The organism is Actinomadura sp. ATCC 39365, assembly GCF_054392275.1.
Window position 1 is genome coordinate 6817509 of the sequence record NZ_CP184335.1, and the last position, 21860, is coordinate 6839368.

The 21860-nt window shown below is 73.3% G+C and carries 25 protein-coding genes; 18 read left to right on the forward strand and 7 right to left on the reverse strand.

The features are described 5' to 3' along the window. Positions 1–8: 8 nt before the first annotated feature. A complete protein-coding gene (locus tag ACNF49_RS33360) occupies positions 9–794 on the reverse strand; it encodes an SGNH/GDSL hydrolase family protein (protein WP_482940043.1) in 786 nt (261 codons plus the stop codon). Between the two features lie 89 nt (positions 795–883). Between ACNF49_RS33360 and ACNF49_RS33365 the strand changes: the two genes are divergently transcribed. Then, positions 884–2485, forward strand: a complete 1602-nt coding sequence (locus tag ACNF49_RS33365; protein ID WP_482940044.1) for a CocE/NonD family hydrolase — start codon at positions 884–886, stop codon at positions 2483–2485. Further along, positions 2467–3411: a helix-turn-helix transcriptional regulator gene (locus ACNF49_RS33370; protein ID WP_357975534.1), complete on the forward strand. Its 945-nt coding sequence runs from the start codon at positions 2467–2469 to the stop codon at positions 3409–3411. Before ACNF49_RS33365 ends, ACNF49_RS33370 begins: the two co-directional genes overlap by 19 nt. Before the next feature lie 25 nt (positions 3412–3436). Here the strand turns inward: ACNF49_RS33370 and ACNF49_RS33375 are convergent, their stop codons facing one another. Next, on the reverse strand, positions 3437–4327 hold the full coding sequence (locus ACNF49_RS33375) for an SDR family oxidoreductase (RefSeq protein ID WP_482940045.1): 891 nt from the start codon (positions 4325–4327) through the stop codon (positions 3437–3439). A 78-nt stretch (positions 4328–4405) separates the two neighbouring features. Between ACNF49_RS33375 and ACNF49_RS33380 the strand changes: the two genes are divergently transcribed. From ACNF49_RS33380 to mctP, 4 genes are all read left to right on the forward strand, one after another. Next, positions 4406–4954, forward strand: a complete 549-nt coding sequence (locus tag ACNF49_RS33380; RefSeq protein ID WP_482940046.1) for a VOC family protein — start codon at positions 4406–4408, stop codon at positions 4952–4954. Further along, positions 4954–5583, forward strand: a complete 630-nt coding sequence (locus ACNF49_RS33385) for a carboxymuconolactone decarboxylase family protein (RefSeq protein ID WP_482940047.1) — start codon at positions 4954–4956, stop codon at positions 5581–5583. The genes ACNF49_RS33380 and ACNF49_RS33385 overlap by 1 nt, the downstream gene beginning before the upstream one ends. Positions 5584–5812: 229 nt before the next feature. Continuing rightward, positions 5813–6025: a DUF3311 domain-containing protein gene (locus ACNF49_RS33390; protein WP_352329975.1), complete on the forward strand. Its 213-nt coding sequence runs from the start codon at positions 5813–5815 to the stop codon at positions 6023–6025. Further along, positions 6022–7617, forward strand: a complete 1596-nt coding sequence (gene mctP, locus ACNF49_RS33395) for a monocarboxylate uptake permease MctP (protein ID WP_357975522.1) — start codon at positions 6022–6024, stop codon at positions 7615–7617. The genes ACNF49_RS33390 and mctP overlap by 4 nt, the downstream gene beginning before the upstream one ends. 3 nt (positions 7618–7620) lie before the next feature. Here mctP and ACNF49_RS33400 read toward each other — a convergent pair whose 3' ends face one another. After that, the gene (locus ACNF49_RS33400; protein WP_352350901.1) at positions 7621–7965 is read right to left on the reverse strand and encodes a DUF6285 domain-containing protein; all 345 of its coding nucleotides are present in this window, start codon (positions 7963–7965) and stop codon (positions 7621–7623) included. A 342-nt stretch (positions 7966–8307) separates the two neighbouring features. On the opposite strand from ACNF49_RS33400, the gene ACNF49_RS33405 reads away from it, so the two are divergent. The 6 genes from ACNF49_RS33405 (at position 8308) to ACNF49_RS33430 (ending at position 12557) form a co-directional block, all read left to right on the forward strand. Continuing rightward, the gene (locus ACNF49_RS33405; protein ID WP_357975516.1) at positions 8308–8493 is read left to right on the forward strand and encodes a hypothetical protein; all 186 of its coding nucleotides are present in this window, start codon (positions 8308–8310) and stop codon (positions 8491–8493) included. Positions 8494–8657: 164 nt separating this feature from the next. Further along, positions 8658–9470 (forward strand): hypothetical protein, encoded by an 813-nt coding sequence (locus ACNF49_RS33410; protein WP_482940048.1) that lies wholly within the window; start codon positions 8658–8660, stop codon positions 9468–9470. 2 nt (positions 9471–9472) lie between these two features. Further along, positions 9473–10264: a hypothetical protein gene (locus ACNF49_RS33415; RefSeq protein ID WP_482940049.1), complete on the forward strand. Its 792-nt coding sequence runs from the start codon at positions 9473–9475 to the stop codon at positions 10262–10264. 9 nt (positions 10265–10273) lie between these two features. Next, the gene (locus ACNF49_RS33420) at positions 10274–10657 is read left to right on the forward strand and encodes an acyl-CoA dehydrogenase family protein (RefSeq protein ID WP_482940050.1); all 384 of its coding nucleotides are present in this window, start codon (positions 10274–10276) and stop codon (positions 10655–10657) included. Continuing rightward, on the forward strand, positions 10624–11463 hold the full coding sequence (locus tag ACNF49_RS33425) for an acyl-CoA dehydrogenase family protein (protein ID WP_482940051.1): 840 nt from the start codon (positions 10624–10626) through the stop codon (positions 11461–11463). The genes ACNF49_RS33420 and ACNF49_RS33425 overlap by 34 nt, the downstream gene beginning before the upstream one ends. After that, complete coding sequence (locus tag ACNF49_RS33430; RefSeq protein ID WP_482940052.1) at positions 11460–12557, forward strand: phosphotransferase family protein; 1098 nt, start codon at positions 11460–11462, stop codon at positions 12555–12557. The genes ACNF49_RS33425 and ACNF49_RS33430 overlap by 4 nt, the downstream gene beginning before the upstream one ends. A gap of 22 nt (positions 12558–12579) precedes the next feature. Here the strand turns inward: ACNF49_RS33430 and ACNF49_RS33435 are convergent, their stop codons facing one another. Both ACNF49_RS33435 and ACNF49_RS33440 read right to left on the reverse strand, forming a co-directional pair. Beyond that, positions 12580–13155: a TetR/AcrR family transcriptional regulator gene (locus tag ACNF49_RS33435; RefSeq protein ID WP_357975501.1), complete on the reverse strand. Its 576-nt coding sequence runs from the start codon at positions 13153–13155 to the stop codon at positions 12580–12582. After that, on the reverse strand, positions 13152–13571 hold the full coding sequence (locus ACNF49_RS33440) for a hypothetical protein (RefSeq protein ID WP_357975498.1): 420 nt from the start codon (positions 13569–13571) through the stop codon (positions 13152–13154). Before ACNF49_RS33440 ends, ACNF49_RS33435 begins: the two co-directional genes overlap by 4 nt. 55 nt (positions 13572–13626) lie before the next feature. On the opposite strand from ACNF49_RS33440, the gene ACNF49_RS33445 reads away from it, so the two are divergent. The 5 genes from ACNF49_RS33445 to ACNF49_RS33465 are packed head-to-tail and all read left to right on the forward strand — an operon-like array spanning position 13627 to position 18953. Continuing rightward, on the forward strand, positions 13627–14307 hold the full coding sequence (locus ACNF49_RS33445) for a class I SAM-dependent methyltransferase (RefSeq protein ID WP_357975495.1): 681 nt from the start codon (positions 13627–13629) through the stop codon (positions 14305–14307). 50 nt (positions 14308–14357) lie between these two features. Continuing rightward, on the forward strand, positions 14358–15128 hold the full coding sequence (locus ACNF49_RS33450; protein ID WP_482940053.1) for a hypothetical protein: 771 nt from the start codon (positions 14358–14360) through the stop codon (positions 15126–15128). Beyond that, the gene (locus tag ACNF49_RS33455; RefSeq protein WP_357975489.1) at positions 15125–16255 is read left to right on the forward strand and encodes a hypothetical protein; all 1131 of its coding nucleotides are present in this window, start codon (positions 15125–15127) and stop codon (positions 16253–16255) included. Before ACNF49_RS33450 ends, ACNF49_RS33455 begins: the two co-directional genes overlap by 4 nt. Continuing rightward, on the forward strand, positions 16243–17679 hold the full coding sequence (locus ACNF49_RS33460) for a hypothetical protein (protein ID WP_482940054.1): 1437 nt from the start codon (positions 16243–16245) through the stop codon (positions 17677–17679). The genes ACNF49_RS33455 and ACNF49_RS33460 overlap by 13 nt, the downstream gene beginning before the upstream one ends. After that, entirely contained in the window at positions 17670–18953 is a 1284-nt protein-coding gene (locus ACNF49_RS33465) for an AAA family ATPase (protein WP_357975484.1), read from the forward strand. Before ACNF49_RS33460 ends, ACNF49_RS33465 begins: the two co-directional genes overlap by 10 nt. A 34-nt stretch (positions 18954–18987) precedes the next feature. On the opposite strand, the gene ACNF49_RS33470 is transcribed toward ACNF49_RS33465, so the two are convergent. Beyond that, positions 18988–19917, reverse strand: coding sequence for a GNAT family N-acetyltransferase (locus ACNF49_RS33470; RefSeq protein ID WP_482940055.1), 930 nt, complete (start codon positions 19915–19917; stop codon positions 18988–18990). Positions 19918–19986: 69 nt separating this feature from the next. Between ACNF49_RS33470 and ACNF49_RS33475 the strand changes: the two genes are divergently transcribed. After that, entirely contained in the window at positions 19987–20307 is a 321-nt protein-coding gene (locus ACNF49_RS33475) for an STAS domain-containing protein (protein WP_357975478.1), read from the forward strand. Here ACNF49_RS33475 and ACNF49_RS33480 read toward each other — a convergent pair. Next, on the reverse strand, positions 20288–21856 hold the full coding sequence (locus ACNF49_RS33480) for an MDR family MFS transporter (RefSeq protein ID WP_482940056.1): 1569 nt from the start codon (positions 21854–21856) through the stop codon (positions 20288–20290). The genes ACNF49_RS33475 and ACNF49_RS33480 overlap by 20 nt on opposite strands. Positions 21857–21860: the final 4 nt, after the last annotated feature.

A 21860-nucleotide genomic window follows, 5' to 3' on the forward strand; every position in this document is an offset into this window, starting at 1 on the left:
AGCCGGGGTCAGCGGCCGGCGGTCGGCAGCGGGGCGAGGTCGGGGCGCTTGGGCGCGACCCCGTCGCCCGAGGAGCGCCGGTTGATGCGCCTGCCGATCCACGGGCCGAGGTAGGTCCTGGCCCAGCGCAGGTCCTCGCGGCGGGCGGCCGTCCAGACCGGCGGCCGCCTGACCGGGTACGCCTCGCGCCAGTCCTCGTCCACCGGCACGCCGAGCACCTCGGCGGCCCGCAGCGCCACCCGGCGGTGGCCGTCGGGGCTGAGGTGCAGGCGGTCGGCGTTCCAGGCGCGCGGGTCGCGCAGGACCGGCATCGGCCACAGGTCCACCAGCAGCGCGTCGTAGCGGCGGGCTATGTCGTGGATGTGCAGGTTGTAGACCTCGATCTTGGAGTGGGCCAGCCGCATCACCGGCACGTGCCGCAGGTCGAAGCCGGTGAACATGAGCACCCGGCTGCCCGCCTCGGTGAGCGTCCTGACGCCCTCCTCCAGCCGCTCTGCCACGGACGCCGGTCCGCTGCCCGGCCGCAGGATGTCGTTGCCCCCGGCGCACAGCGAGACCAGGTCGGCGCCGAGCGCGACCGCCTTCGGCACCTGCTCCGACACGATCTGGTCGATCAGCCGGCCGCGGACGGCCAGGTTGGCGTACCGCAGTCCGGGCTCCCCGGCCAGGAGGCGGTCGGCCTCGATGTGCTCGGCCAGCCGGTCGGCCCAGCCGCGGAACCCGTGGTCGGCCGGGTCCTCAAGTCCTTCGGTGAAACTGTCCCCTAGGGCGACATATGAAGTGATTCGTCCCATGACCGGATAGTTTGCCAAGGACCTTTCTCCCTACGCGACCGTAACCCCCGGCTACCACCCGTCCCGCCACATCTGTTACTGGTTAGGACATGAGACGCGTGCGGCTCCGGCGGGACATCCCCGTCCCGATGCCCGACGGTGTGACGCTGCTGGCCGACCACTACGCCCCCGCTCATGGGCGGCCGGCCCCGGCGGTGCTGATCCGTTCGCCGTACGGCCGGCGTGGCCTGTTCGGCTGGATGTACGGCCGTGGCTTCGCCAGGAACGGCTTCCACGTGCTGATCCAGAGCTGCCGGGGCGGCTTCGGCTCCGGCGGCAGCCTCGACCCGCTCGGCGACGAGCACGACGACGGCCTGGCCACCATCGCCTGGCTGCGCGAACAGCCCTGGTACGGCGGCTCGTTCGCCATGTTCGGCCCCTCCTACCTCGGCTATGCCCAGTGGGCCGTGGCCGCCGAGGCCGGGCCCGAGCTCAAGGCCATGGCCACGCAGATCACCGCCTCCCAGTTCAGGGACGCCGCGTACGTGGGCGGCGCGTTCGCGCTGGAGTCGACGCTGAGCTGGACCACGCTGACCGACACCATGACGCGCCGCTTCGTCGGCGGGGCCGCGATGCTGACCGCCCCCAGGCTGACCCGCCGGGCCGTGTTGTCGGGGCGGCCGGTGGCCGAGCTGGACGTGGCCTCGGCGGGCCGGCCGCTGCGGTTCTTCCGCGACCTGCTGGCGCACCACGCCGACCCGGCCGTGCCGTACTGGCACAAGCGCGACTTCTCCCTCAAGGTCGGCGAGGTGGAGGCCGCGGTCACCATGCTCGGCGGCTGGTACGACGTCTTCCTGCCCTGGCAGCTCAAGGACTACGCGGCGATGCGGGCGGCCGGGCGGCGGCCGTACCTGACGATCGGGCCCTGGTACCACGTCGACTCCCGGCACGGGCGGCCCTCGATGGCCGAGGCGCTGGCCTGGTTCCGCGCCCACCTCATGGACGACCCGTCCGGCCTGCGGACGGACCCGGTGCGGCTCTACGTCACCGGGGCCGGCGAGTGGCGCGACTACCCCGACTGGCCGGTGCCGGGCGTGCGGGAGCAGCGCTGGCACCTGCGGCCGGGCGGCGGGCTGGACCCGCGGGAGCCGGCGGAGGACGGGTCCGACCGGTTCCGCTACCACCCCGCCCACCCGACGCCGGCGATCGGCGGGCCCGTGCTGCTGGCCGACTCCAGGCCGCGTGACCAGCGGCGCCTGGAGGCCCGGCGCGACGTGCTGGTCTACAGCTCCGCGGCGCTGGAGGACGACGTGGAGATGATCGGCCCGGTGCACGCCGACGTCTACGTCCGCTCCAGCACGCCGCACGTGGACGTCGTGGTCCGGGTCTGCGACGTGCACCCCGACGGGCGCTCGCTCAACCTGTGCGAGGGGGTGCGCCGGCTGGGCCCGCACACCACCGGCGACGGGAACGGCGACGGCGTGCGCCGGGTACGGGTGGAGTTGTGGCCGATCGGCCACCGGTTCCGCCGCGACCACCGGATCCGGGTGCACGTGGCGGCCGGCGCATACCCGACGATCGCCCGCAACCCGGGCACCGGCGAGCCGGTGGGCGCGCCCGGCGGCCCGATGGTGCCCGCCGACGTCGAGGTGTTCCACTCCCCCGCCCGCCCCTCGGCCGTGGTGCTGCCGCTGTGCGCGCCGCGCGGCTGATGTCGCTGGTCCTGCTGTTGCAGGCCAGGGGCGGGATGACGGCGGCCGAGCTGGCCAGGGAGCTGGAGGTCTCCGAGCGCACGGTGCATCGCGACGTGCTGGCGCTGTCGGAGGCGGGCGTGCCGGTCTACGCCGACCGCGGGCGCGGCGGCGGCTACCGGCTGCTGGACGGCTACCGCACCCGGCTGACCGGGCTGGACCGGGCCGAGGCGGAGGCGCTGTTCCTGTCGGGGGTGCCCGCGGCGCTGCGCGAGATGGGGTTGCAGGAGGTGGCCGCGACGGCCCGGCTCAAGGCCGCCGCGGCGCTGTCCCCCTCGCTGCGCGACGCGCCCGCCACGGCCGCGCAGCGTTTCCACCTGGACGCGCCCGGCTGGTACGCCGCCGACGCGCCGCCGCCCCCGGCCCTGGCCCCGCTGGCCAGGGCCGTGTGGAACGACCTGCCGGTCACGGTGGTCTACAAGGAGCGCACGCGGGAGCTGGAGCCGTACGGGCTGGTGCTGAAGGCGGGCGCCTGGTACCTGGTGGCCCGCCTGCGCGAACGGTTCCTGATCTTCCGGGTGGACCGCATGGGGGACGTCCGCGCGCGCGAGCCGCGTTTCGAGCGGGACGCGGACTTCGACCTGGCCGCGTTCTGGGCCGGGCAGGCGGCCGAGTTCAGCCGTTCCCTGCTCAGGGACGTGATCACGCTGCGGCTCACCCCGGCCGGCCGGCGCATGCTGCGCTACGTCGCCGACCCGGCCGCCCTGGACGACGCGCTGGCCTCGCTCCAGCCGGACGGGACCGTGCGGCTGGCGGTCGAGTCGGTGCGGGTGGCCTTCACCCAGGTGCTGCGGTTCGGCCCGGAGGCCGAGGTGCTGGCGCCGCAGGAGCTGCGCGACCAGGTCGCCGAGGCCGCCGCCCGCATGGCCGGGCTCTACCGGCGCTGAGGACGTCCGTCCCCCGCGACGGGTGTCAGCGGTAGTCCTCCCAGCCGCCGTCGCCGCCCTTCTCCATGACCTCGGCGATGTAGCGCCACACCTGCGGCCGGCTGCCGTCCACGTCGGTGACGCCGTACGCCTGGGCCAGCTCGCCGCTGGTCACCGAGGACCCCGACCACCTGAGCCGGTCGGGGTCCTGGGCGAGGGCGGCCACGCCGCGACCGGCGTAGGCGGGGGTCTCGGAGACCATCCACGCGCTGTCCGCCTTCGCCTCGCGCCAGTTCTCCTCGGTGACGCCGAAGCCGTCCAGCATCGCCTCCGAGCGCAGGAATCCGGGCGTGACGGCCACCGCCGTCCCGCCGTACGGGCGCAGCTCGTGGGACCAGGCGAAGGCCAGCCGGTTGACCGACAGCTTGGCCAGGTCGAAGTAGACGTTCTCGCGGTAGCGGGTCCGGTGGAACTCCCAGGTGCCGTCGGTGACCTCCACGACCAGGCCGCCCTCGTGCCGGATCAGCAGCGGCAGCAGGTGGCGGGCGCTGATGAGGTGGGTGTCGACGGCCAGCCTGAGCAGGCGCAGCCCGTCGTCCAGGTCCTGCTCCCAGACGGGGGTCTCCCACTTCCACAGGTGGTCGCCGCCCCACACGTCGTTGACCAGCACGTCCAGCCGGCCCTGTTCCCGTTCGACGCGGGCGGCCAGTTCGGCCACCGCCGCCGGGTCCAGGAAGTCGACGGGGACCGCGATGCCCGTCCCGCCCGCCGCGCTCACCAGCTCGGCGGTCTCCTCGATCGTCTCCGGACGGTTCATCTCCGAACGGCGCTCGCGCGTGCTCCGTCCGGCGCAGTAGACCGTCGCCCCGGCCGCCCCGAGGGCGACCGCCATTCCTCGTCCCGTTCCGCGGGTCGCGCCCGCCACCACAACAATCACGGGCACGATCGTGGCCCGGATACCCGCCACCTCCTGTCATGTTTTCCGGCAGAACGCTGTGATAAGTAGTTGATTACTATGAACAGCGAATTCGAGCTCCGCGGGGTCAACCACATCGCCCTGGTCTGCTCGGACATGAAGCAGACCGTCGACTTCTACTCCGGCGTGCTGGGCATGCCGCTGATCAAGACGATCGAGCTGCCCCTGGGCTGGGGCCAGCACTTCTTCTTCGACTGCGGCGGCGGCAACGCGCTGGCCTTCTTCTGGTTCCCCGACGCGCCCGAGGGCGTGCCGGGGGTCTCGGCGCCGAAGAACCTGCCGGACCGGGGCGAGCTGCTGTCGGCGGTCGGCTCGATGAACCACATCGCCTTCGACGTGCCGCCCGAGCGCATCGAGGAGTACCGCGACCGGCTGGTGGCCAAGGGCATCGACGTGGGCGTGCTGCTCAACCACGACGACAGCGAGTTCGGCGTGTCGGCCGCGATGCACGAGGGCGTCTTCGTCCGGTCCATCTATTTCAAGGACCCCGACGGGATCCTGGTGGAGTTCGCCGCCTGGACGCGGCCGGTCGGGCAGCCGGGCGACGTCCGGCACGAGCCCAGGACGGCCGCCGAGAGGACCGTCTGATGCCGCGCCTGCGCCGGGTGCCGCGCGAGGAGGTGACCGACCCCGTCGTCCGGTTCTTCCACGACCGGCTGCTGTCCCCCGACGGCACGGGGACCGCGACCGGCTCGCCGGGCGACTGGTGGACGGTCTTCGCCCTCGACCCCAAGATCTTCCGGCACTGCGTCAAGGGCTTCCAGATCTACCGGGAGTCACAGCTGGACCCGGTGCTGCGCGAGCTGGGGCAGACCAGGGCGGGCTGGGCGCGGCAGAGCCAGTTCGTCTACTCCCAGCACTGCAAGCAGCTCAGGGCGCTCGGCGTGCCCGAGGAGAAGGTGCGGGCGGTGGCCTCCTGGCAGGTCAGCGACCGGTTCGGCGAGCTGGAGCGGGCGGTGCTGGCCTACACCGACGGCCTGGTGCTCGACGGCGGCCGGGTGCATGACGAGGTGTTCGCCGTGCTGAGCGCCCACCTGCCCGACGAGCAGATCCTGGAGCTGACCTACATCGTCTGCCTGTACGAGATGCACGCCACCATGGCGCGGGCGCTGCGGCTGGAGTTCGACGACCGCCCCGACCCGATCACCGAGGTGCCCGCTCCCGAGGGGTACGGGACGCGCGACATCGCCGACGAAGTGACCGTTCGTCGCGAGTAGCCGACCATTCGCCGATCGCCCGGTTCCGTGCGGGGCGGGAGCGACTTAACGTGCCGTTGGCGAGGGGTGGCTTTGGTCTCACATATTGAGATTTCATCTCGACATTTAGGCCAAACCGTAATGTTCCGGACATTGGGTTTAATACCACCGGAAAGCTAATCTCCCTCCATTGACGACATTGTCAGGAGCCGGTCAACACGCCGCTCCTGATCCCCCAATCGGAGGGCCGATGACTACCGGGGAATCCGGGCAGCCGCCGCGTACCGACCGCAGCCCGTGGAACTGGCTGCTGGTCGTGCCGATCGTGCTGCCGCTGCTGACGTTCCTGTTCAACTCCGACGAGCCGCGCCTGCTCGGCTTCCCGCTGTTCTACTGGCTGCAGCTCGCCTTCATCGTGGTCGGCGTCGGCTGCACCACGATCGTCTACAGGATGACCAAATGAGCGGGCACGTGACCGAGCTGGTCGTCTTCGGGCTGCTGTTCATCCTGGTCAGCGGCATGGGCTTCGTGGCGGCCCGCTGGCGGCGGCCCACCGACCTGGCCAGCCTCAACGAGTGGGGCCTCGGCGGCCGCAGCTTCGGCTCCTGGGTCACCTGGTTCCTGGTCGGCGGCGACCTCTACACCGCCTACACGTTCGTGGCCGTGCCCGCGCTGGTGTTCAGCTCCGGCGCGCTCGGCTTCTACGCGCTGCCCTACACCGTGGTGGTCTACCCGCTGGTGTTCCTGGTGCTGGCGCGGATGTGGTCGGTCTCGCACGTGCACGGGTTCGTCACGCCCGCCGACTTCGTCCGGGCCCGCTTCGGGTCGCCGACGCTGGCGCTGCTGATCGCCATCACGGGCCTGGTGGCCACGATGCCGTACATCGCGCTCCAGCTCGTCGGCATCGAGGCCGTGCTGAAGTCGATGGGCATCACCGGGCACCTGCCGATCATCATCGCCTTCGCGATCCTGGCGGCCTACACCTACCAGTCGGGCCTGCGCGCCCCCGCGCTGATCGCCTTCGTCAAGGACGCGCTGATCTACATCGTGATCCTGGCCGCGGTCATCTACATCCCGGCCAAGCTGGGCGGCTGGGGCAACATCTTCGACATGGCGCAGGCCAAGTTCGACAAGACCCCCGCACCGGGCGACGGCATCCTGCTCAACGGCGCCAACCAGCTCCAGTACGTCACGCTGGCCTTCGGCTCGGCCCTGGCGCTGTTCCTCTACCCGCACAGCCTCACCGGCGTGCTGGCCTCCAAGAACCGCAACGTCATCAAGCGCAACATGTCGGCGCTGCCCGCCTACAGCTTCGTGCTCGGCCTGATCGCGCTGCTTGGCTTCATGGCCATCGCGGCCGGCACCAAGCCGGTCGACGGCGACCCGAACACGATCGTGCCGAACCTGTTCGACCAGCTCTTCCCCGACTGGTTCGCCGGCGTGGCGTTCGCGGCCATCGGCATCGGCGCGCTGGTGCCGGCGGCGATCATGTCGATCGCGGCGGCGAACCTGTTCACCCGCAACATCTACCGCGAGTACATCAACAAGCAGGCCACCGACGCCCAGGAGGCCAACGTCTCCAAGGTCGTCTCGCTGGTGGTCAAGGTGGGCGCGGTGCTGTGCATCCTGCTGCTCGACCCGCAGTTCTCGATCGACCTGCAGCTCATCGGCGGCGTGATCATCCTGCAGACGCTGCCGTCGGTGGCGCTCGGCCTGTACACGCGCTGGTTCCACAAGGGCGGCCTGATGGCCGGCTGGGCCGCGGGCCTGGCGGCGGGCATGTGGATGCTCTACCTCATCCCCAACCCGGCCAAGGGCAAGGAGCACTTCGGCGGCTCGGCCTTCAGCCTGTCGAACCTGGGCCTGGACACCAAGATGACCGTCTACGCGGGCTTCCTCGCGCTGATCGTCAACCTGGTCGTGGCCGCGGTCGCCACGCTGATCTTCCGGGCGGCCAAGGTGGCCGACGGCGCGGACGCCACCCGGCGCGGCGACTACTTCGCCGACGAGGGTGACCCGGACGTCAAGGACCTGGACCTGGCCGGGTCCCACTGACGTTCACGGCCGCTGGAGGTAGCCGGGATCGGCCACCTCCAGCTTGGCCCGGACGGCCTGGACCAGGGCGGCGGTGAGCGCGTCGTCACCGTCGAAGCGGCCCGCGCGGACGGCGGCGGCCAGCTCGGCGTCGTCGGCCACGCCCAGCGCCGCCAGCCGCGCGGCGTGCTCGGCGGCCTGGTCCTGGCCCAGCTCGATCTCCCGCTCCACCATGGCGAGCACGTTGATCGCCACCCGCGTGTGGAAGCGCACCCGCCCCTCGACCGCGGGCAGCACGTCGTCCCGCAGGAACCCGCGGACGGCCGCGACGAGCTGCGCGGCGGTGGGCACGTCATGGGGCTGCGCCATCGGCGGCACTCCCGTCACCTCGGCTCCGGAGCCGTACGCCCGCGCACGGCCTGTCCTGAGCCCAGACATAAGGATTGCCGCCCTTCCCGTCAAGGCTCCCGGCCCGTGGATGACCTTTCTCCACCCCCGGGACGACAGACCTCCGCCCGCGATCGGCGTGTCTCTACCGGACCGCCCATACCGGCGCTGGCGGGCCCCCGCGCGACGATGGCACGCTTCCCGAGCGGCCCGGCCCTCCGGGGTCACGCGGACGGCCCGGACGGCTGGGAAAGTCGCCCGGCGCAGCTCCCGGCCCCCGGCTCACCGGGCCGCTCAGCCGCAGTCAACCCGAGGGAGCGCAGCATGAACGACGACGTACGCGTCAAGGCCTGCCGCATCAACGACCACGTGGAGCTCATCCACGAATCCTCCCCGGACGTGGTCCTGGAGATCCCGCGCCGCGACTGGCAGCGCTTCCTGGAGGCGGTCAGGTCGGGGGCGTTCGAGCTGGAGGTCCTGCCCCGCAAGGCCGAGGAGAACGCGGCCTGACGTCCCCTCCGAAGGGCCCGGCGGCCGCGGACGTCCTGCGGCCGCCGGGCCCTTTCCCGTGCCGCGGCGGGTCTGCGCGGTACGGACGGCCGCGGGCGGCACGATGGGGAGCCCGTTCTGTCGGTGGGCACGCGTACGGTCGTTCCAACCGGACGGTGGGTGATATGTCGGTGACCGAGGAGCAGGCCGCGGTGCTCGCCCTGACCAGGGCCACCGCCGGGCCGTGGCACCACACCGCGCGGGTCGTCGAGGCCCGGGGCAGCGCGCTGCGGCTGGCCCGCGGCGACCTCGGCGGGCTCGGCGAGCACGACAGGGCGCACGCGGCGCGGGTCGTCGCGCGGCTGCGGCCGGGCGACCTCGGCCGGGCCGAGGCGCTCATCGCCTCCTGCCCCGCCGCGCTGGTGACCGTGCTCGACGACGACTATCCGGGCAACCTGGCCTACGCCTACAACCTCCAGCCGTTCCTGTGGGTGCGCGGGCGGCTGGGGGCCGGCGACCACCGGTCGGTGGCGGTCACCGGCGACGCCCCCGGCGCCTGCGCCGCGGCCCGTGCCCTGGCCGCGGCCGGTCTGACCGTCGTGTGCGACGGGCCGCGCACCGCCGGTGCGGCGGTGGCGGCCGGCGGCCGCGCGATCGTGGTCGGCCCGGACGGCGGGCGGCCGCTCGCCGGAGGGCCGGGGGACGTCGTGGGGGTGTCGCCGTTCTGGCCGGGCACGGCCGCCACGGCCCGGACGCGGGCGGTGACCGGGCTCGTGACCAGCGGTCTGGCCGCCGCGCTCTACGCCACCGGCGCCGGCGACGGCGAGCGGGCGGCGATGGCGCTGTCCCAGGGCAAGCACGTCTTCGCCGCGCCCGGCCTGCCCTGGACGCCCCGGCTGGCCTACCGGGGAGGAGTCACTGTCGTAGCGGGCATTGACGAGCTGGCGCGCCAGGCGGTCAATCTTGTAGATGTGACCCGGCTGACGACCGTCTTCTGACCGTGGGCGACGCCCGCGCGGTGACCGAGGCGTACCTGCAGATCTTCCGCAACGTCCCGGCCGCCGGCCCCGGCGTCTGCCGGATCTGCCACACCGGCGCCGGCGGGCCGTCCGGGCTCTGCGTCACCTGCGGGGTCACCACCCAGGGCCTGTACCGCCACACCGAGCACGTCGTGCCCGTCTCGCTGTGCGTGCGCGACGGCGACGGCGCCCAGCTGCACGCGATCGTGACCCGCCGCAGGGACCCGCCGGGCAGCGTGCGGCGGGTGCCCCTCCTGGCCGCCACCGTGGCCCGATTCCACCGCGCCCACTCCGCCTGCCTGACCCGGCTGGCCGGCGGCCCCTTCACGATGGTCACGACGCTGCCCAGCACCCGGCTCGACCGGCCCATCGAGGTCTTCCACCCGATGCCGCGGATCGTCGACATGGTCGGCGACCTGCGGGGGCTCCACCGTCCCGTGCTGATGGCCGGGTCGGCGCAGGCGGCCGAGAACCTCGCGCGGCGGCGTTCGGACGAGCGGGCCTTCCAGGTGCTGGGCCGCGTCGACGGCGCGCGGGTGCTGCTGGTGGACGACCTGTTCGTCTCCGGCGCGCACGTCCAGAGCGCGGCCTCGGCGCTCTACCTGGCCGGGGCGCGGGCGGTGGTCGCGCTGGTGATCGCGCGGCTGGTCTTCCCGCGCGCCGGCGGCGACACCGCCCGTCTGTGGGAGCGGGCCTGCGCCGAGCGGTTCGACTTCGAGCGTTGCTGCTGCGCGGGCGCGCCGACCGTTGACCGCGCAACGGATTTCGGTTGAGATCACCCCATGAGCTTCGCCGTACCCGAGCACGTCCGGCCGATCCGCGACGCCGTGCGCGCGTTCATGACCGAGCGCGTCGAACCGGCCGAGGAGGTGCTGCACGAGGGCGGGCCGCGGGCCGCCGCCACCATGGCCGGGCTGCGGGACGAGGCCAGGAAGGAGGGCCTGTGGGCCCTCGGCCACCCGCGCGAGCTGGGCGGCGGCGGGCTGCCGTTCCTCGACTACGTCTACGTCAACGAGGTCCAGGGCCGCAGCGAGTACGGGCAGCTCGCCCTCGGCACGTTCACGCTGCAGGACTCGCTCATGCTGCACGAGCACGCCTCCCCGAGCAGCGCGAGCGCTACCTGGAGCCGCTGGTGCGCGGCGACATCTCGCCCAGCTTCGCGATGACCGAACCGGCGGTCTCCAGCAGCGACCCCACCCAGCTCACCACCTCCGCCGTGCTCGACGGCGACGAATGGGTGATCAACGGGCACAAGTGGTTCACGACGGGCGCGTCGGTGGCGGCGTACACGACCGTGATGTGCCGGACCGAGCCGGACGCGCCGCCCCACCGGGCCTTCTCCATGATCCTCGTGCCGACGGACACGCCCGGCTACACGATCGTGCGCGAGACCCCGGTGCTCGGCCTCGACGGCGCGCACTGCGAGGTGCGCTACGACGACGTACGGGTGCCGGCCGCGAACCTGCTGGGCGAGCGCGGGCACGGCTTCGTCATCGCCCAGCGGCGTCTCGGGCCCGGCCGGATCTTCCACTGCATGCGCTGGCTCGGGCAGGCGCAGCGGGCCTTCGACCTGATGTGCCGGCGGCTGCACGCGCGCACCGCCTTCGGCGAGCCGCTGGCGGCCAAGCAGCTCATGCGCCGGCACGTGTTCGACTCCTACACCGAGATCCAGGCCGCCCGCCTGCTCACGCTGCAGGCCGCCGAGGCCGTGGACGCCGGCTCCCAGGCCCGCGTCGAGATCGGCGCGATCAAGGTGGTGGGGGCGCGCATGCTGCACAACGTCATCGACCGGGCCGTCCAGGTGTACGGCGCGGCGGGCCTGACCCCTGACACGCCGCTGGAGCGCATGTACCGGCACGCCCGCGCCGCGCGCGTCTACGACGGCCCCGACGAGGTGCACATCGACGCGGTCGGCCGCCGCCTCCTGGGCGCGTACGCGGCCGGCGGCGCCTGGGAGTTCGGCCCGCGATGAACCGCGTCGAGGCGATCGTCGGCGAGGTGTACGGCCCGGACGCGACCGTCCCGTACGCGGTCAGGCTGCCCGGCGGAGCCTCCAGGGAGAGCTGGGCCCTGGACGTGGTCGTCCCCGGCGGCGACCGGCACGAGCTGGTGCTCCGGCTCGACGGGCCGGGGGCCGCCCTGGAGGCGGGGACGGGACTGGCCCAAGAGGCGCGGCTGATGCGGGCGGCGGCCGGCGCCGGAGTGCCCGTGCCGCACGTGGTGGCGGCTGCGGGCCCGCCCGCCCGCCCACCGGCCGAACCGCCCGCCGGGCCGCCCGCCGGGCCGTCCGCCGGGCCGTACGCCGGGCCGTACGTGCTGATGAGCCGGATTCCCGGCGAGACGATCCCGCGCCGGATCCTGCGGGACGAGGCGTACCGGGAGGCCAGGCCGAGGCTGGCCGCCCAGTGCGGGCGGGCGCTGGCGGCCATCCACCGCATGCCGCTGTCGTGCCTGCCCGCGACCGACCCCGCGACCGAGCCCACGACCGGGCACGCGGCCGGGACCGGGCCCGAGACCGCGATCGAGACCGCGCCCGCGACCGTGGCCGCGCCCGTGGCCGCCGACCCGCTGCGCCGCTGGCGTGACGTGCTCGATCTCACCGGCGAGCCGCATCCGGTGTTCGAGCTGGCCCTGCGCAGGCTGGAAGCCGGCCGGCCGCCCGCCGTCGCGGCGAGCGTCGTGCACGGCGACTTCCGCAACGGCAACCTGATCGTCGGCCCGGAGGGCGTCAGGGCCGTGCTCGACTGGGAGCTGGCCCACGCCGGCGACCCGCTGGAGGACCTGGGCTGGCTGTGCGTCAAGGCGTGGCGGTTCGGCTCGCCGCTGCCCGTGGGCGGGTTCGGCGGCTACGCCGAGCTGACCGCCGCCTACGAGGAGGCCGGCGGCCGTCCCGTCGATCTGGACGCGCTGCGCTGGTGGGAGACGTTCGGGGTGCTGAAGTGGGGGATCATCTGCGTCATGCAGACCATGCGGCACCTGCGCGGCGGCGCCTCCTCGGTGGAGCTGGCCGCCCTCGGCCGCCGCGCCTGCCAGAACGAGTGGGACCTGCTCGGCCTGCTGACCTGACCAGGCCGCCCGTCGCCGGCCCTCAACCCCCGGCGACGGCCGCCGCGATCACGTCGACCAGCCCCTCCACCACCTGCGAGCGGTCGACCTCCGGATGCTCCAGCCACCAGTCGCCCGTCGTCTGCACCATGCCGACGAACGCGTGGCCGAGCACCTGCGCCCGCACCGGGTCGGCCACCACCCGCTCGTCGGCCAGCACCCGGCCCAGCTCCTCGCCCAGGCCGCGCACGAGCGAGGTCATGTGGGAGCGGATGCGGGTGTCCTCGGCGCTGGCCCGGTGGAACAGGAAGCGGTAGAGGTCGAGGTTGGCCGAGATCAGGTCGAGATAGACGCCGATGGCGGCGCGGGCACGGGCCCGCAGGTCGGTGCCGGGCCCGGCGAACTGCGGGCGGAGCTGGGCGATCACCGTGCGCACGTGGCGGTCGGCCAGCGCCTGGTACAGGCCGCTCTTGTCGCCGAAGTGGCGGTAGAGGACGGGTTTGGTGATGCCGGCCTCGGCGGCGATGGCCGCCATCGACACCTCGGGGCCCTCGGCCAGGATGGCCCGGTCGGCGGCGTCGAGCAGCGCCCTGCGCCGGTCGGGGTCCCGTCTGCTCATCTGCTCAGGATAGATCGCAGACGACGCGGCAACAGCGCCGAGAAGACCAGTAACGCGCCGGTGTAGGCGTACAGGCCGGTCGCCCCGGCGAGGGTGCCGGGCGGCTCGGCCCACGGCGGCTCCCACAGGCCGGGCAGCGCGCCCGCCAGGCCGATCGCGGCCCGCAGGTCGAGGGCGAACAGCACGCCCGCCACGGCCAGCGGCAGCCCGCAGGCCAGCGCCGCGGCGGGCCAGGCGGCCAGCACCGCGACGATCAGGGCCGCCGCCGCCAGTAAGCCCAGCCCGGCGGGGGCCGGGGCGAAGGCCGCCTGTCCGGCCCGCAACGCTCTGGCGCCCGCCTCGGTCAGGTAGTAGACGGGGGGAACGGCGGCCAGACCCACGCCGACGCCGATCAGAACTCGTACCTCACCGGTCACAGAGGCCATCGTCCCCCGCTCACGGACGGCTCACGCGGCGGTTAGGTTTTTGGTCATGAAGAACACCGGCACAGGCCCAGGCGCCATCACCCCCGACGGATCCCCTGTGGACTTCTACACCCTCCTCCAGCCCGGCCGCGACGCCGACGTCGTCATCCAGGAGACCCCGCCGGGCGGGTCCGTCCTGGAGCTCGGCGCGGGCGTCGGCAGGGTCACCCACGCGCTCGTCGAGGCCGGGTTACAGGTCGTGGCCGTGGACGAGTCCACCGAGATGCTGGCCCACGTGCGCGGAGCCGAGACCGTGCACGCGCGGCTCCAGGACCTGCGGCTCGACCGGCGCTTCGACACCGTCACGCTGGCCTCCCAGCTCGTCAACGTCGTCGACGAGGAGGTCAGGCGGGCCTTCCTGGCGGCGTGCGCGCGGCACGTCAAGCCGGGCGGGGCGGTGCTCGTCCAGTGGATGACGGCCGAGCGGCACGACACCTGGCGGCCCGGCTCGGGCCGGACGGACGGCGACGTCACGATCACCCTGGCGGAGGTCGAGGAGATCTCCCCCGGCGTGTTCGCGGCGACCATGCGCTACGAGCACGGCGACCGGGTCTGGACGCAGTCGTTCACCTCGCGCCGCATGACGGACGACGACCTGGCCGCCGCCCTGGCCGTCGAAGGGCTGCGGCTGGAGCGGTTCCTCACCGAGGACCGCATGTGGTTCCTGGCCCGGCCCTTTACAAAGTAGATTTCGGTGTAAATACTGGGAAATACTGGAACTGTTGATACCCTCGCGCCATGAGTGACCCGCTGGACGAGCTGGAGCGGCGGATCGACGGGCTCCGGGCCGGCGTGCGCAAGGCCATGCGCGTCAGGGACGGCGCGACGGCCCGCGTCCTGCGCGCCGAGCTGCGCGCCGCCGAGCGCGCCTGGGACGCCCTGGTGAGCGGCGAGCAGCCGCCCGCCAAGGCGCAGGGGCCCCGGCTGGTCACCGTCCGCGAGCAGGTGCACCAGGCGCTCGCGCTGCTCGGGGCCGCCGCGCAGCCGCGCCTGGTGGTGGCGGTCAGCGGCGCGTTCTTCGCCGGCACCATCCGCAGCGCCCAGCTCACCAGCCTGCGCCGCGACGAGGAGCGCTCGTTCCGGTCCACGCCGCACGGCAGGCCGTACTACCTGTGCGCGGCGCTGACCGACCGCCTCTCCCCCGCCCGCGGCCTGCTGACGCTCAGCACCTGGCCGCTGGAGCGGCGGGTGGTCGGCCCGCTAAGCCCCCGCGTCGACTTCCTGACCTGCGCCATCGCGGTGGCCTCGCACGACTGCGCGGACGAAGGGGCCCTGCGCTTACTGGCGCGGATGGCCAGGAACGTGCCCGGCGCCACGGTCGCCGACCTCGGCCCGCCCGACCGCCGGCGGATCGCCGAGGCGGCCAGGGCCGAGCTGGCGGTGCACGCAGAACGCGACACGCGCGACCGCGCCGAGCTGGCACGACGCGCCACATCCCAGCTCGGTGACGTGGCCAGGCTCTTCGGCGCCGCTACGCTGGGCACGATCAAGGAGGAGACAGCGACGTGAGCGGCTTGAGACGCGAGGACGGCCCGGCCCACCGGCTCGACGCGCTGCGCGGCACGACGCCGCCCAAGCCGCACGACGCCAGAGCGATCGCGGCCCTGGCCGCCAATCCCGGCTGCACCCGCCGGGCCCTCATGGACGGCGCCGGCGTCGACAAGGACGCCGCCGCCCGCCACCTGGGCTTCCCCGCGCCGTTCGGCCAGTCGCCGTTCGCGATCACCCGCGGGAACGCGTTCGAGGCGCTGGTCAAGGCCGACGGCTGCGCCGAGTTGCTGCGCATGCTGCGCGAGGTGCTGGACCTGCCGGTCGCCGAGGTGGCCTACCACGACGTGGAGAACGTCGGCGCCCACCTGCGCCACACCCACACCCGCGCCCTGTTCGACCGGGCGGCGCGCGGCGACCAGGACGCCGGCACGCTGTTCGACCACCCGCTGCTCAGCCTGGAGATCGCCGGCCACACCGCGTTCCTCGAACCCGACGTGGTCGCCTTCCAGCTCGGCGGGCGCTTCCACGTGGTGGAGATCAAGTCGTTCGCGGTGGTCGACGGGCAGGCCGAGCCGGCCGCGGTGGCCGCCGCCGCCCGCCAGGCCGCGGTCTACGTGCTGGCGCTGCGCACGATGCTGGCGGAGCTCGGGCACGACCCGCTCACCGTCTCCCACGACGTGGTGCTGGTGTGTCCCGAGAACTTCGCCAACCGGCCGGTGGCGACCCTGGTCGACGTGCGCAGGCAGCTCGCCGTGCTGCGCCGCCAGCTCACCCGGATGACCGGCCTCGACCGGCTGCTCGCGGCGCTGCCCGACGACCTCAGCTTCGACCTGCGGCCCGGCGAGGACGGCCGGCCCACCCGCCCGGTCGCCGAACTGGCCGACGCGCTGCGCAGGACCACCGCCCGCTACGCGCCCGACTGCCTGTCCGCGTGCGACCTGTGCTTCTTCTGCCGCGACGAGGCCCGCCAGGAGGGCGCCTCCGACCTGCTCGGCCGCCAGGTGCGCGACGAGCTGGGCGGGGTCGCCTCGGTGGCCGAGGCGCTGGGCCTGGCCGACGGCCTGCGCGACCCGGCCGACGGCCAGGAGGAGATCGCCGGCCTGCTCCGCAACGCCGAACGCCTGCGCAGGGAGTGCCTCAGTTGAGCCTGCTCACCTCGCTCGCCCGGCTGCGCGCCCTGCGGGAGGGCATCGCCCAGCCCGTCGCCACGGTCCGCCACTGCCACGTGGGCGCGCGGCCGATGGTGTTCATCCCGCTCAAGCTGTCGGGCGAGGCCGCCGCGCCGCTGGCCGCCATGCTCGGCACCGACCGCGACCGGCCGCGCCTGCTCGTCGTCACCCAGCCGCGCAACCGCGACCTGCGCTTCGCCTGGGCCGCCGAGCTGGGCGGGGTGCTGCTGCCGTACGTCGAGGGGTTCACCGCCGACACCGAGACGGTGGAGCGCAAGAACGCGGACCCCTACGAGCGGGCGCTCGACGCGCCGCAGCTCGTCCTGCCGAACCAGGCGGGCGTCGGCTTCGCCAGGCTGCTCGGCCGCTCCACGCGCTTCCGCAGGCCCGACGGGCCCTACCCGGTGCCGCCGGAGGTGCCGCTGCTGGGGCGGTGGCTGACGTACTTCGCGGAGCGGGCCGCCTACCCGGGCTCGTCGCTGACGCTGGCCGCGACCGAGGAGCTGGGCCGCCACTGGGCCAGCGGGCAGAGCGCGCTGGAGGACGCCAACCTGGCCGCGCTGCTGTCCTGGATCACCCAGGGGCCTTCCGACGACGCCGAGGACCCGCTGATCTGGCCGCCCGCCGGGCCCGCGACCGATCCCGGCTTCGACGCCGAGGTGCTCGCGCCGGCCATCGAGAGCGAGTCGCCCGAACGGGTCGCCGAGGCGCTGCGCACCCAGCTCGAACCCACCTGGCGGCTGATGTGGCAGGCGCTCGACCTGCTGGCCGGGCTGGAGCCGGGCGCGAGCGTGGCGCAGCGCTGGGAGCAGGACCGCGGCTCGTTCAGCGCCATGGCCGCCCACATCGCCGAGGGCGCGCCGCCGCAGGCCAGGCGCGACGGCGCGGTGGCCGCCGCGGCCAAGCTGGCCCGCATGGAACGTGCCCAGGCCGCCTACGACGTGCAGCGCGCCTACGACGACCCGCTGGTGATGGCCGAGTACCGGCTGACCGGCGAGGCGTTCGCCGGCGAGGTGGTCGAGACCGTCCCCGACAACGTCGAGGGCGAGGGCCGTTCGCGCAAGCTGCGCCCGCTGGTGGTGCTCAAGACCGACGACCCGGTACGCCTGCCGCCCGGCGCCTCGCTCGGCACCCCGCAGCGCCGCGGCCAGGGCGCCGAGCTGGTGGAGGCGCACGGCGGGCTGATCACCCTGAAGATCACCAAGGGCATGGGCCGGGGGAAGACTCCCGCCCCCGGCGCCGTGCCGGAGATCGGCGAGCGGGTCTGCTACACCTCGCTGACCGACGACTTCCAGGGCTCGCCGGCGCTGCCCGAGGCCGAGGCCACGCCGTGGACGCACGGCGGGCCGCCGCAGGAGTACATCCCCGCCGACGAGGACGCCCAGGAGGAATGGTCGTGAGCGAGAGCCCGGAGCAGGTGATCGCGAACGTCCTGGCCGACCTGCCCAGGAACCGCGGCGTCGTGGTCGACTCCCCGCCCGGCGCCGGGAAGTCCACGCTGGTCGTGCGCGCCGCCGCGCACATCGCCGCCACCGGCGAGCCGCTGATGATCGTCGCCCAGACGAACGAGCAGGTCGACGACCTGGTGGCCCGCATCTCCGACAAGCATCCGCACCTGAAGGTCGGTCGGCTGTCGGCCGGCGGGTACGTGCCCCACCCGCGCATGCTGGAGCTGCCCGGCGTCACCGTCGGCACCAGGATCCAGGACCTCGGCGACCCCGACATCGTCATCGCCACGGCCGACAAGTGGGCGTGGATCTCCGGCCGGGTGTGGCCGTGGGCGATCGTGGACGAGGCGTACCAGATGCGCTCGGACAAGCTGTTGCGCATCGCGGGGCTGTTCGAGCGGGCGCTGTTCGTCGGCGACCCCGGACAGCTCGACCCGTTCTCGATCGTCGACGGCGACCGCTGGTCGGGGTTGTCGTGGGACCCGCTGCAGAGCGCGGTGGCGGTGCTGCTGCGGCACAACCCGGAGCTGCCGGTCCACCGGTTGCCGGTGTCCTGGCGGCTGCCGGCCTCGGCCGCGCCGGTGGTGTCGAAGGCGTTCTACCCGTTCACCGGGTTCCGGTCGGGCACCTCGGCGGGCGACCGGCGGCTGGAGCTGACCGCCGGCGGCATGGGCACCGTGCACGACCGCGCGCTGGAGGAGGCCGCCCGGTCGGGGTGGGCGCTGCTGGAGCTGCCCGAGCGGCACACCGTGCGTACCGACGGCGAGGCCGTGCAGGCGGTGGCGCTGCTGGCGGCGCGGCTGCTGCAGCGCGGGGCCGTGGCCGCCTCGGAGCAGGGCGAGCGGCCGGTGACCGCCGACCGGATCGCGGTCGGCGCGGCCCACCGCGACCAGGTGGCCGCGATCAGGAACGCCGGGCTGCCGCCGGAGATCACCGTGGACACCGCCAACCGCCTCCAGGGCCGCGAGTACGACGTGACGATCGTGCTGCACCCGCTGTCGGGCCGCCGCGACGCCACCGCCTTCCACCTGGAGTCGGGGCGGCTGTGCGTGCTGGCCTCGCGCCACCGGCATGCCTGCGTGATGGTGGCGCGGGCGGGCATCGCCGAGCTGCTGGACGCCCACCCGTCGGCCGAGCCGGTGCAGCTCGGGGTGCCGGTGAAGTTCCCCGACGGCTGGGAGGCCAACCAGTCGGTGCTGGAGCACCTGGCCCGCCACCGGGTCTAGCGGCGGGCCCGCCACCGGGTAGGGCGGGACGGCGTCAGAGGCGGCGCCGCCAGACGTCGATGGCCAGTACGCGGCGCATGCCCGCCGACTCGTACAGGCCCAGCGCGGGGGTGGTGTTGTTGCTGTCCACGTGCAGGATCGTGCCCTTGCGGCCTCTGGCGGCGTCGGCGGCGAAGGCGTGCCGGAGCAGGAAGCGGCCCAGGCCCCGGCCGCGGAAACCCGGGTGCACGGCGAGCGTGGCGACGTAGCCGCAGTCTTCGTCGGGGACGAACTGGTTGCTGCCGATCAGCACGCCGGCGGCCTCCCCGTCGATCCTGGCCAGGGTGAGCTGGCTCCAGTCGGTGACGCTCTGGGCCTGGCGGCGCTCGTACCAGTGGTCGTAGTCGACCGGGACGAAGCCGAAGTGCTCGGCGAAGCCGATCTGGTGCACCTCGTGCGCGGCGCGGCGGGTCTCCTCGTCCTCGCCCGTGTGCAGGGTGAGGCCGGGCGGCGGCGTGGGCGCCTCGACGGGGGACGCGTGGTCGGCGCGCATGCGGTGGAAGCTGGTGCCGGGCTCGAAGCCCTGCTCCTTGGCGTAGGACTGCTTGTCCTGGTCGGCGCGGTAGATGCCGATGTCGAGGGTGACGCCGTCGTGGCCGCGTTCGGCGCCGAGCTCGCGGGCGCGGGCGGTGACCGTGTGCCACAGCTCCTGCCGCAGGTCGTCCAGGCCGGAGCGGGTGATGACCTCGATGTTGACCAGGTCGCTGTCGCCCACCCGGCAGGCCCAGGCCCAACCGGCCAGGCGGCCGGTCTCGTCGTGGGCCAGCCAGCCGTCCCTGTCGAGGTCGAAGCCCGGCTCGGCCAGCTCGTCGGCGATGTCGTCGAGCGTCATGTCGGGCGACCCGATGACCTCGGTGTCGTAGGCCGCGACCAGCTCGTGGATGGCCGCGGCGTCGTCGACCCGGGGGCGGCGCAAGATGTGCATGGACAGGATTGTGCACACTACGCCCACCCCGGCGCCTCCCATTTTTCCCGGGGTGGCTAGGCTGGGCGGGTGGTCGACAGGAAGCCGCTGCACATCGAGGTCGCCACCCCCGACGCGACGACCGTCGCGCTCGCCCTCAGCGGCGACCTCGACTACGAGTCCGTCAGCCGGCTGGGCGAATTCCCCGTCCCCGCCGGCTGCACCGCGATCGACGTCGACCTGTCCCGGCTGACCTTCGTCGACTCCTCCGGCCTGGCCGGGCTCGTCCGCCTCCAGCTGCGGGCCGCGGACGCCGGCGCCGTGGTGCGGGTGGTGGCGCTGACGCCCTATCTGCGCAGCCTGTTCCAGCTGACGGCGATCGACCGGCTGTTCAGCCTGCCGCCGGGCTGACCGCCTCCTGCGGAGCCGCTTCCGCGGGCGCGCCGCCGCGCAGCGGGATCTCCTTGATGAAGGCCGCCAGCAGCGGCACCACGACGGCGAAGGCGATGGCCCACCAGAACACGTCGGAGATCGAGATCGCCAGCGACTCCAGGATCCCGGTGCGCATCTGCGGGACCCGTTCGAGCTGTTTGGGGTCCATCCGGGCGCCGCCGGAGGTCATGCGCTCGGCCGCCCGGGCGCCGAAGCGGCCGGTCAGCTCCGACAGGTAGTGGTTGTTGAAGATCGCGCCGAACAGCGAGACGCCGAACGAGCCGCCGATCGACCGGAAGAACGTGGTGGCGCTGCTGGAGACGCCGAGGTCCTTCTGCTCGACGCTGTTCTGCGCGATGAGCATGGTGGTCTGCATGAGGAAGCCCATGCCGAGGCCGAGCACGGCGATGTAGAGGCCGGTCTGCCAGGAGGCCGTGTCGACCCCCATCGTGGACAGCAGCCACATGCCGGCGGCCATGCCGACGCCGCCGATGATCGGATAGATCTTGTACTTGCCGGTGCTGGTGATGGCCTTGCCGACGAACAGCGACACGACCATGGCCGAGGCCATCATGGGCAGCAGCAGCAGGCCGGAGTTCGTGGCCGTGGCGCCCTGGACGGTCTGCTGGAACAGCGGCAGGAAGTTGATCGCGCCGAACATGGCGAAGCCGAGCAGGAAGCCGATGCCCGAGATCAGGGTGAAGTTGCGGTTGCGGAACAGCTGCAGCGGCATGATGGGCTCGGCCACGCGGCGCTCGACCACGATGAATCCGGCCAGGAAGACCACGGCGACCGCGATCAGGGTGAGGATCTGCCAGGAGCCCCAGGTGTACTCGTTGCCGCCCCAGGTGGTGATGAGCACCATCGCGGTGATGCTGACCGACAGCAGGACCGCGCCCGCCCAGTCGATGCGCACCTTGTTGTGCGTCCGCGGCAGGTGGAGGTTGAGCGCGAGCAGGACCAGCGCGACCGCGCCGACCGGCAGGTTCACGTAGAAGGCCCAGCGCCAGTCGAGGTGGTCGGTGATGAAGCCGCCGACCAGCGGGCCGGCGATCATCGCCAGCGACATGACGCCGGCCATGATGCCCTGGTACTGGCCGCGCTCGCGGGGCGGCACCAGGTCGCCGATGATGGCCATGACGTTGACCATGAGGCCGCCGGCGCCGAGGCCCTGGATCGCGCGGAAGGCGATCAGCTCGGTCATGCCGTCGGCGGGGCCGCCGAGCATGGAGGAGCCGGCCATGCCGCACAGCACGGAGCCGATCATGAAGATGACGACCGAGGTGATGAAGATGCTCTTGCGGCCGTACAGGTCGCCGATCTTGCCCCAGATCGGGGTCGAGACGGTCGCGCCCAGGACGTAGGCGGTCACCACCCACGACAGATGGGTCAGGCCCCCTAACTCGCCCACGATGCGTGGCATGGCCGTGCCCACGATCATGTTGTCCAGCATGGCCAGCACCATGGCCAGCATCAGGCCCGGCAGGACGACCATGACCTCGCGGCGCCGTCCGACTGCCTCCGCCACTGCA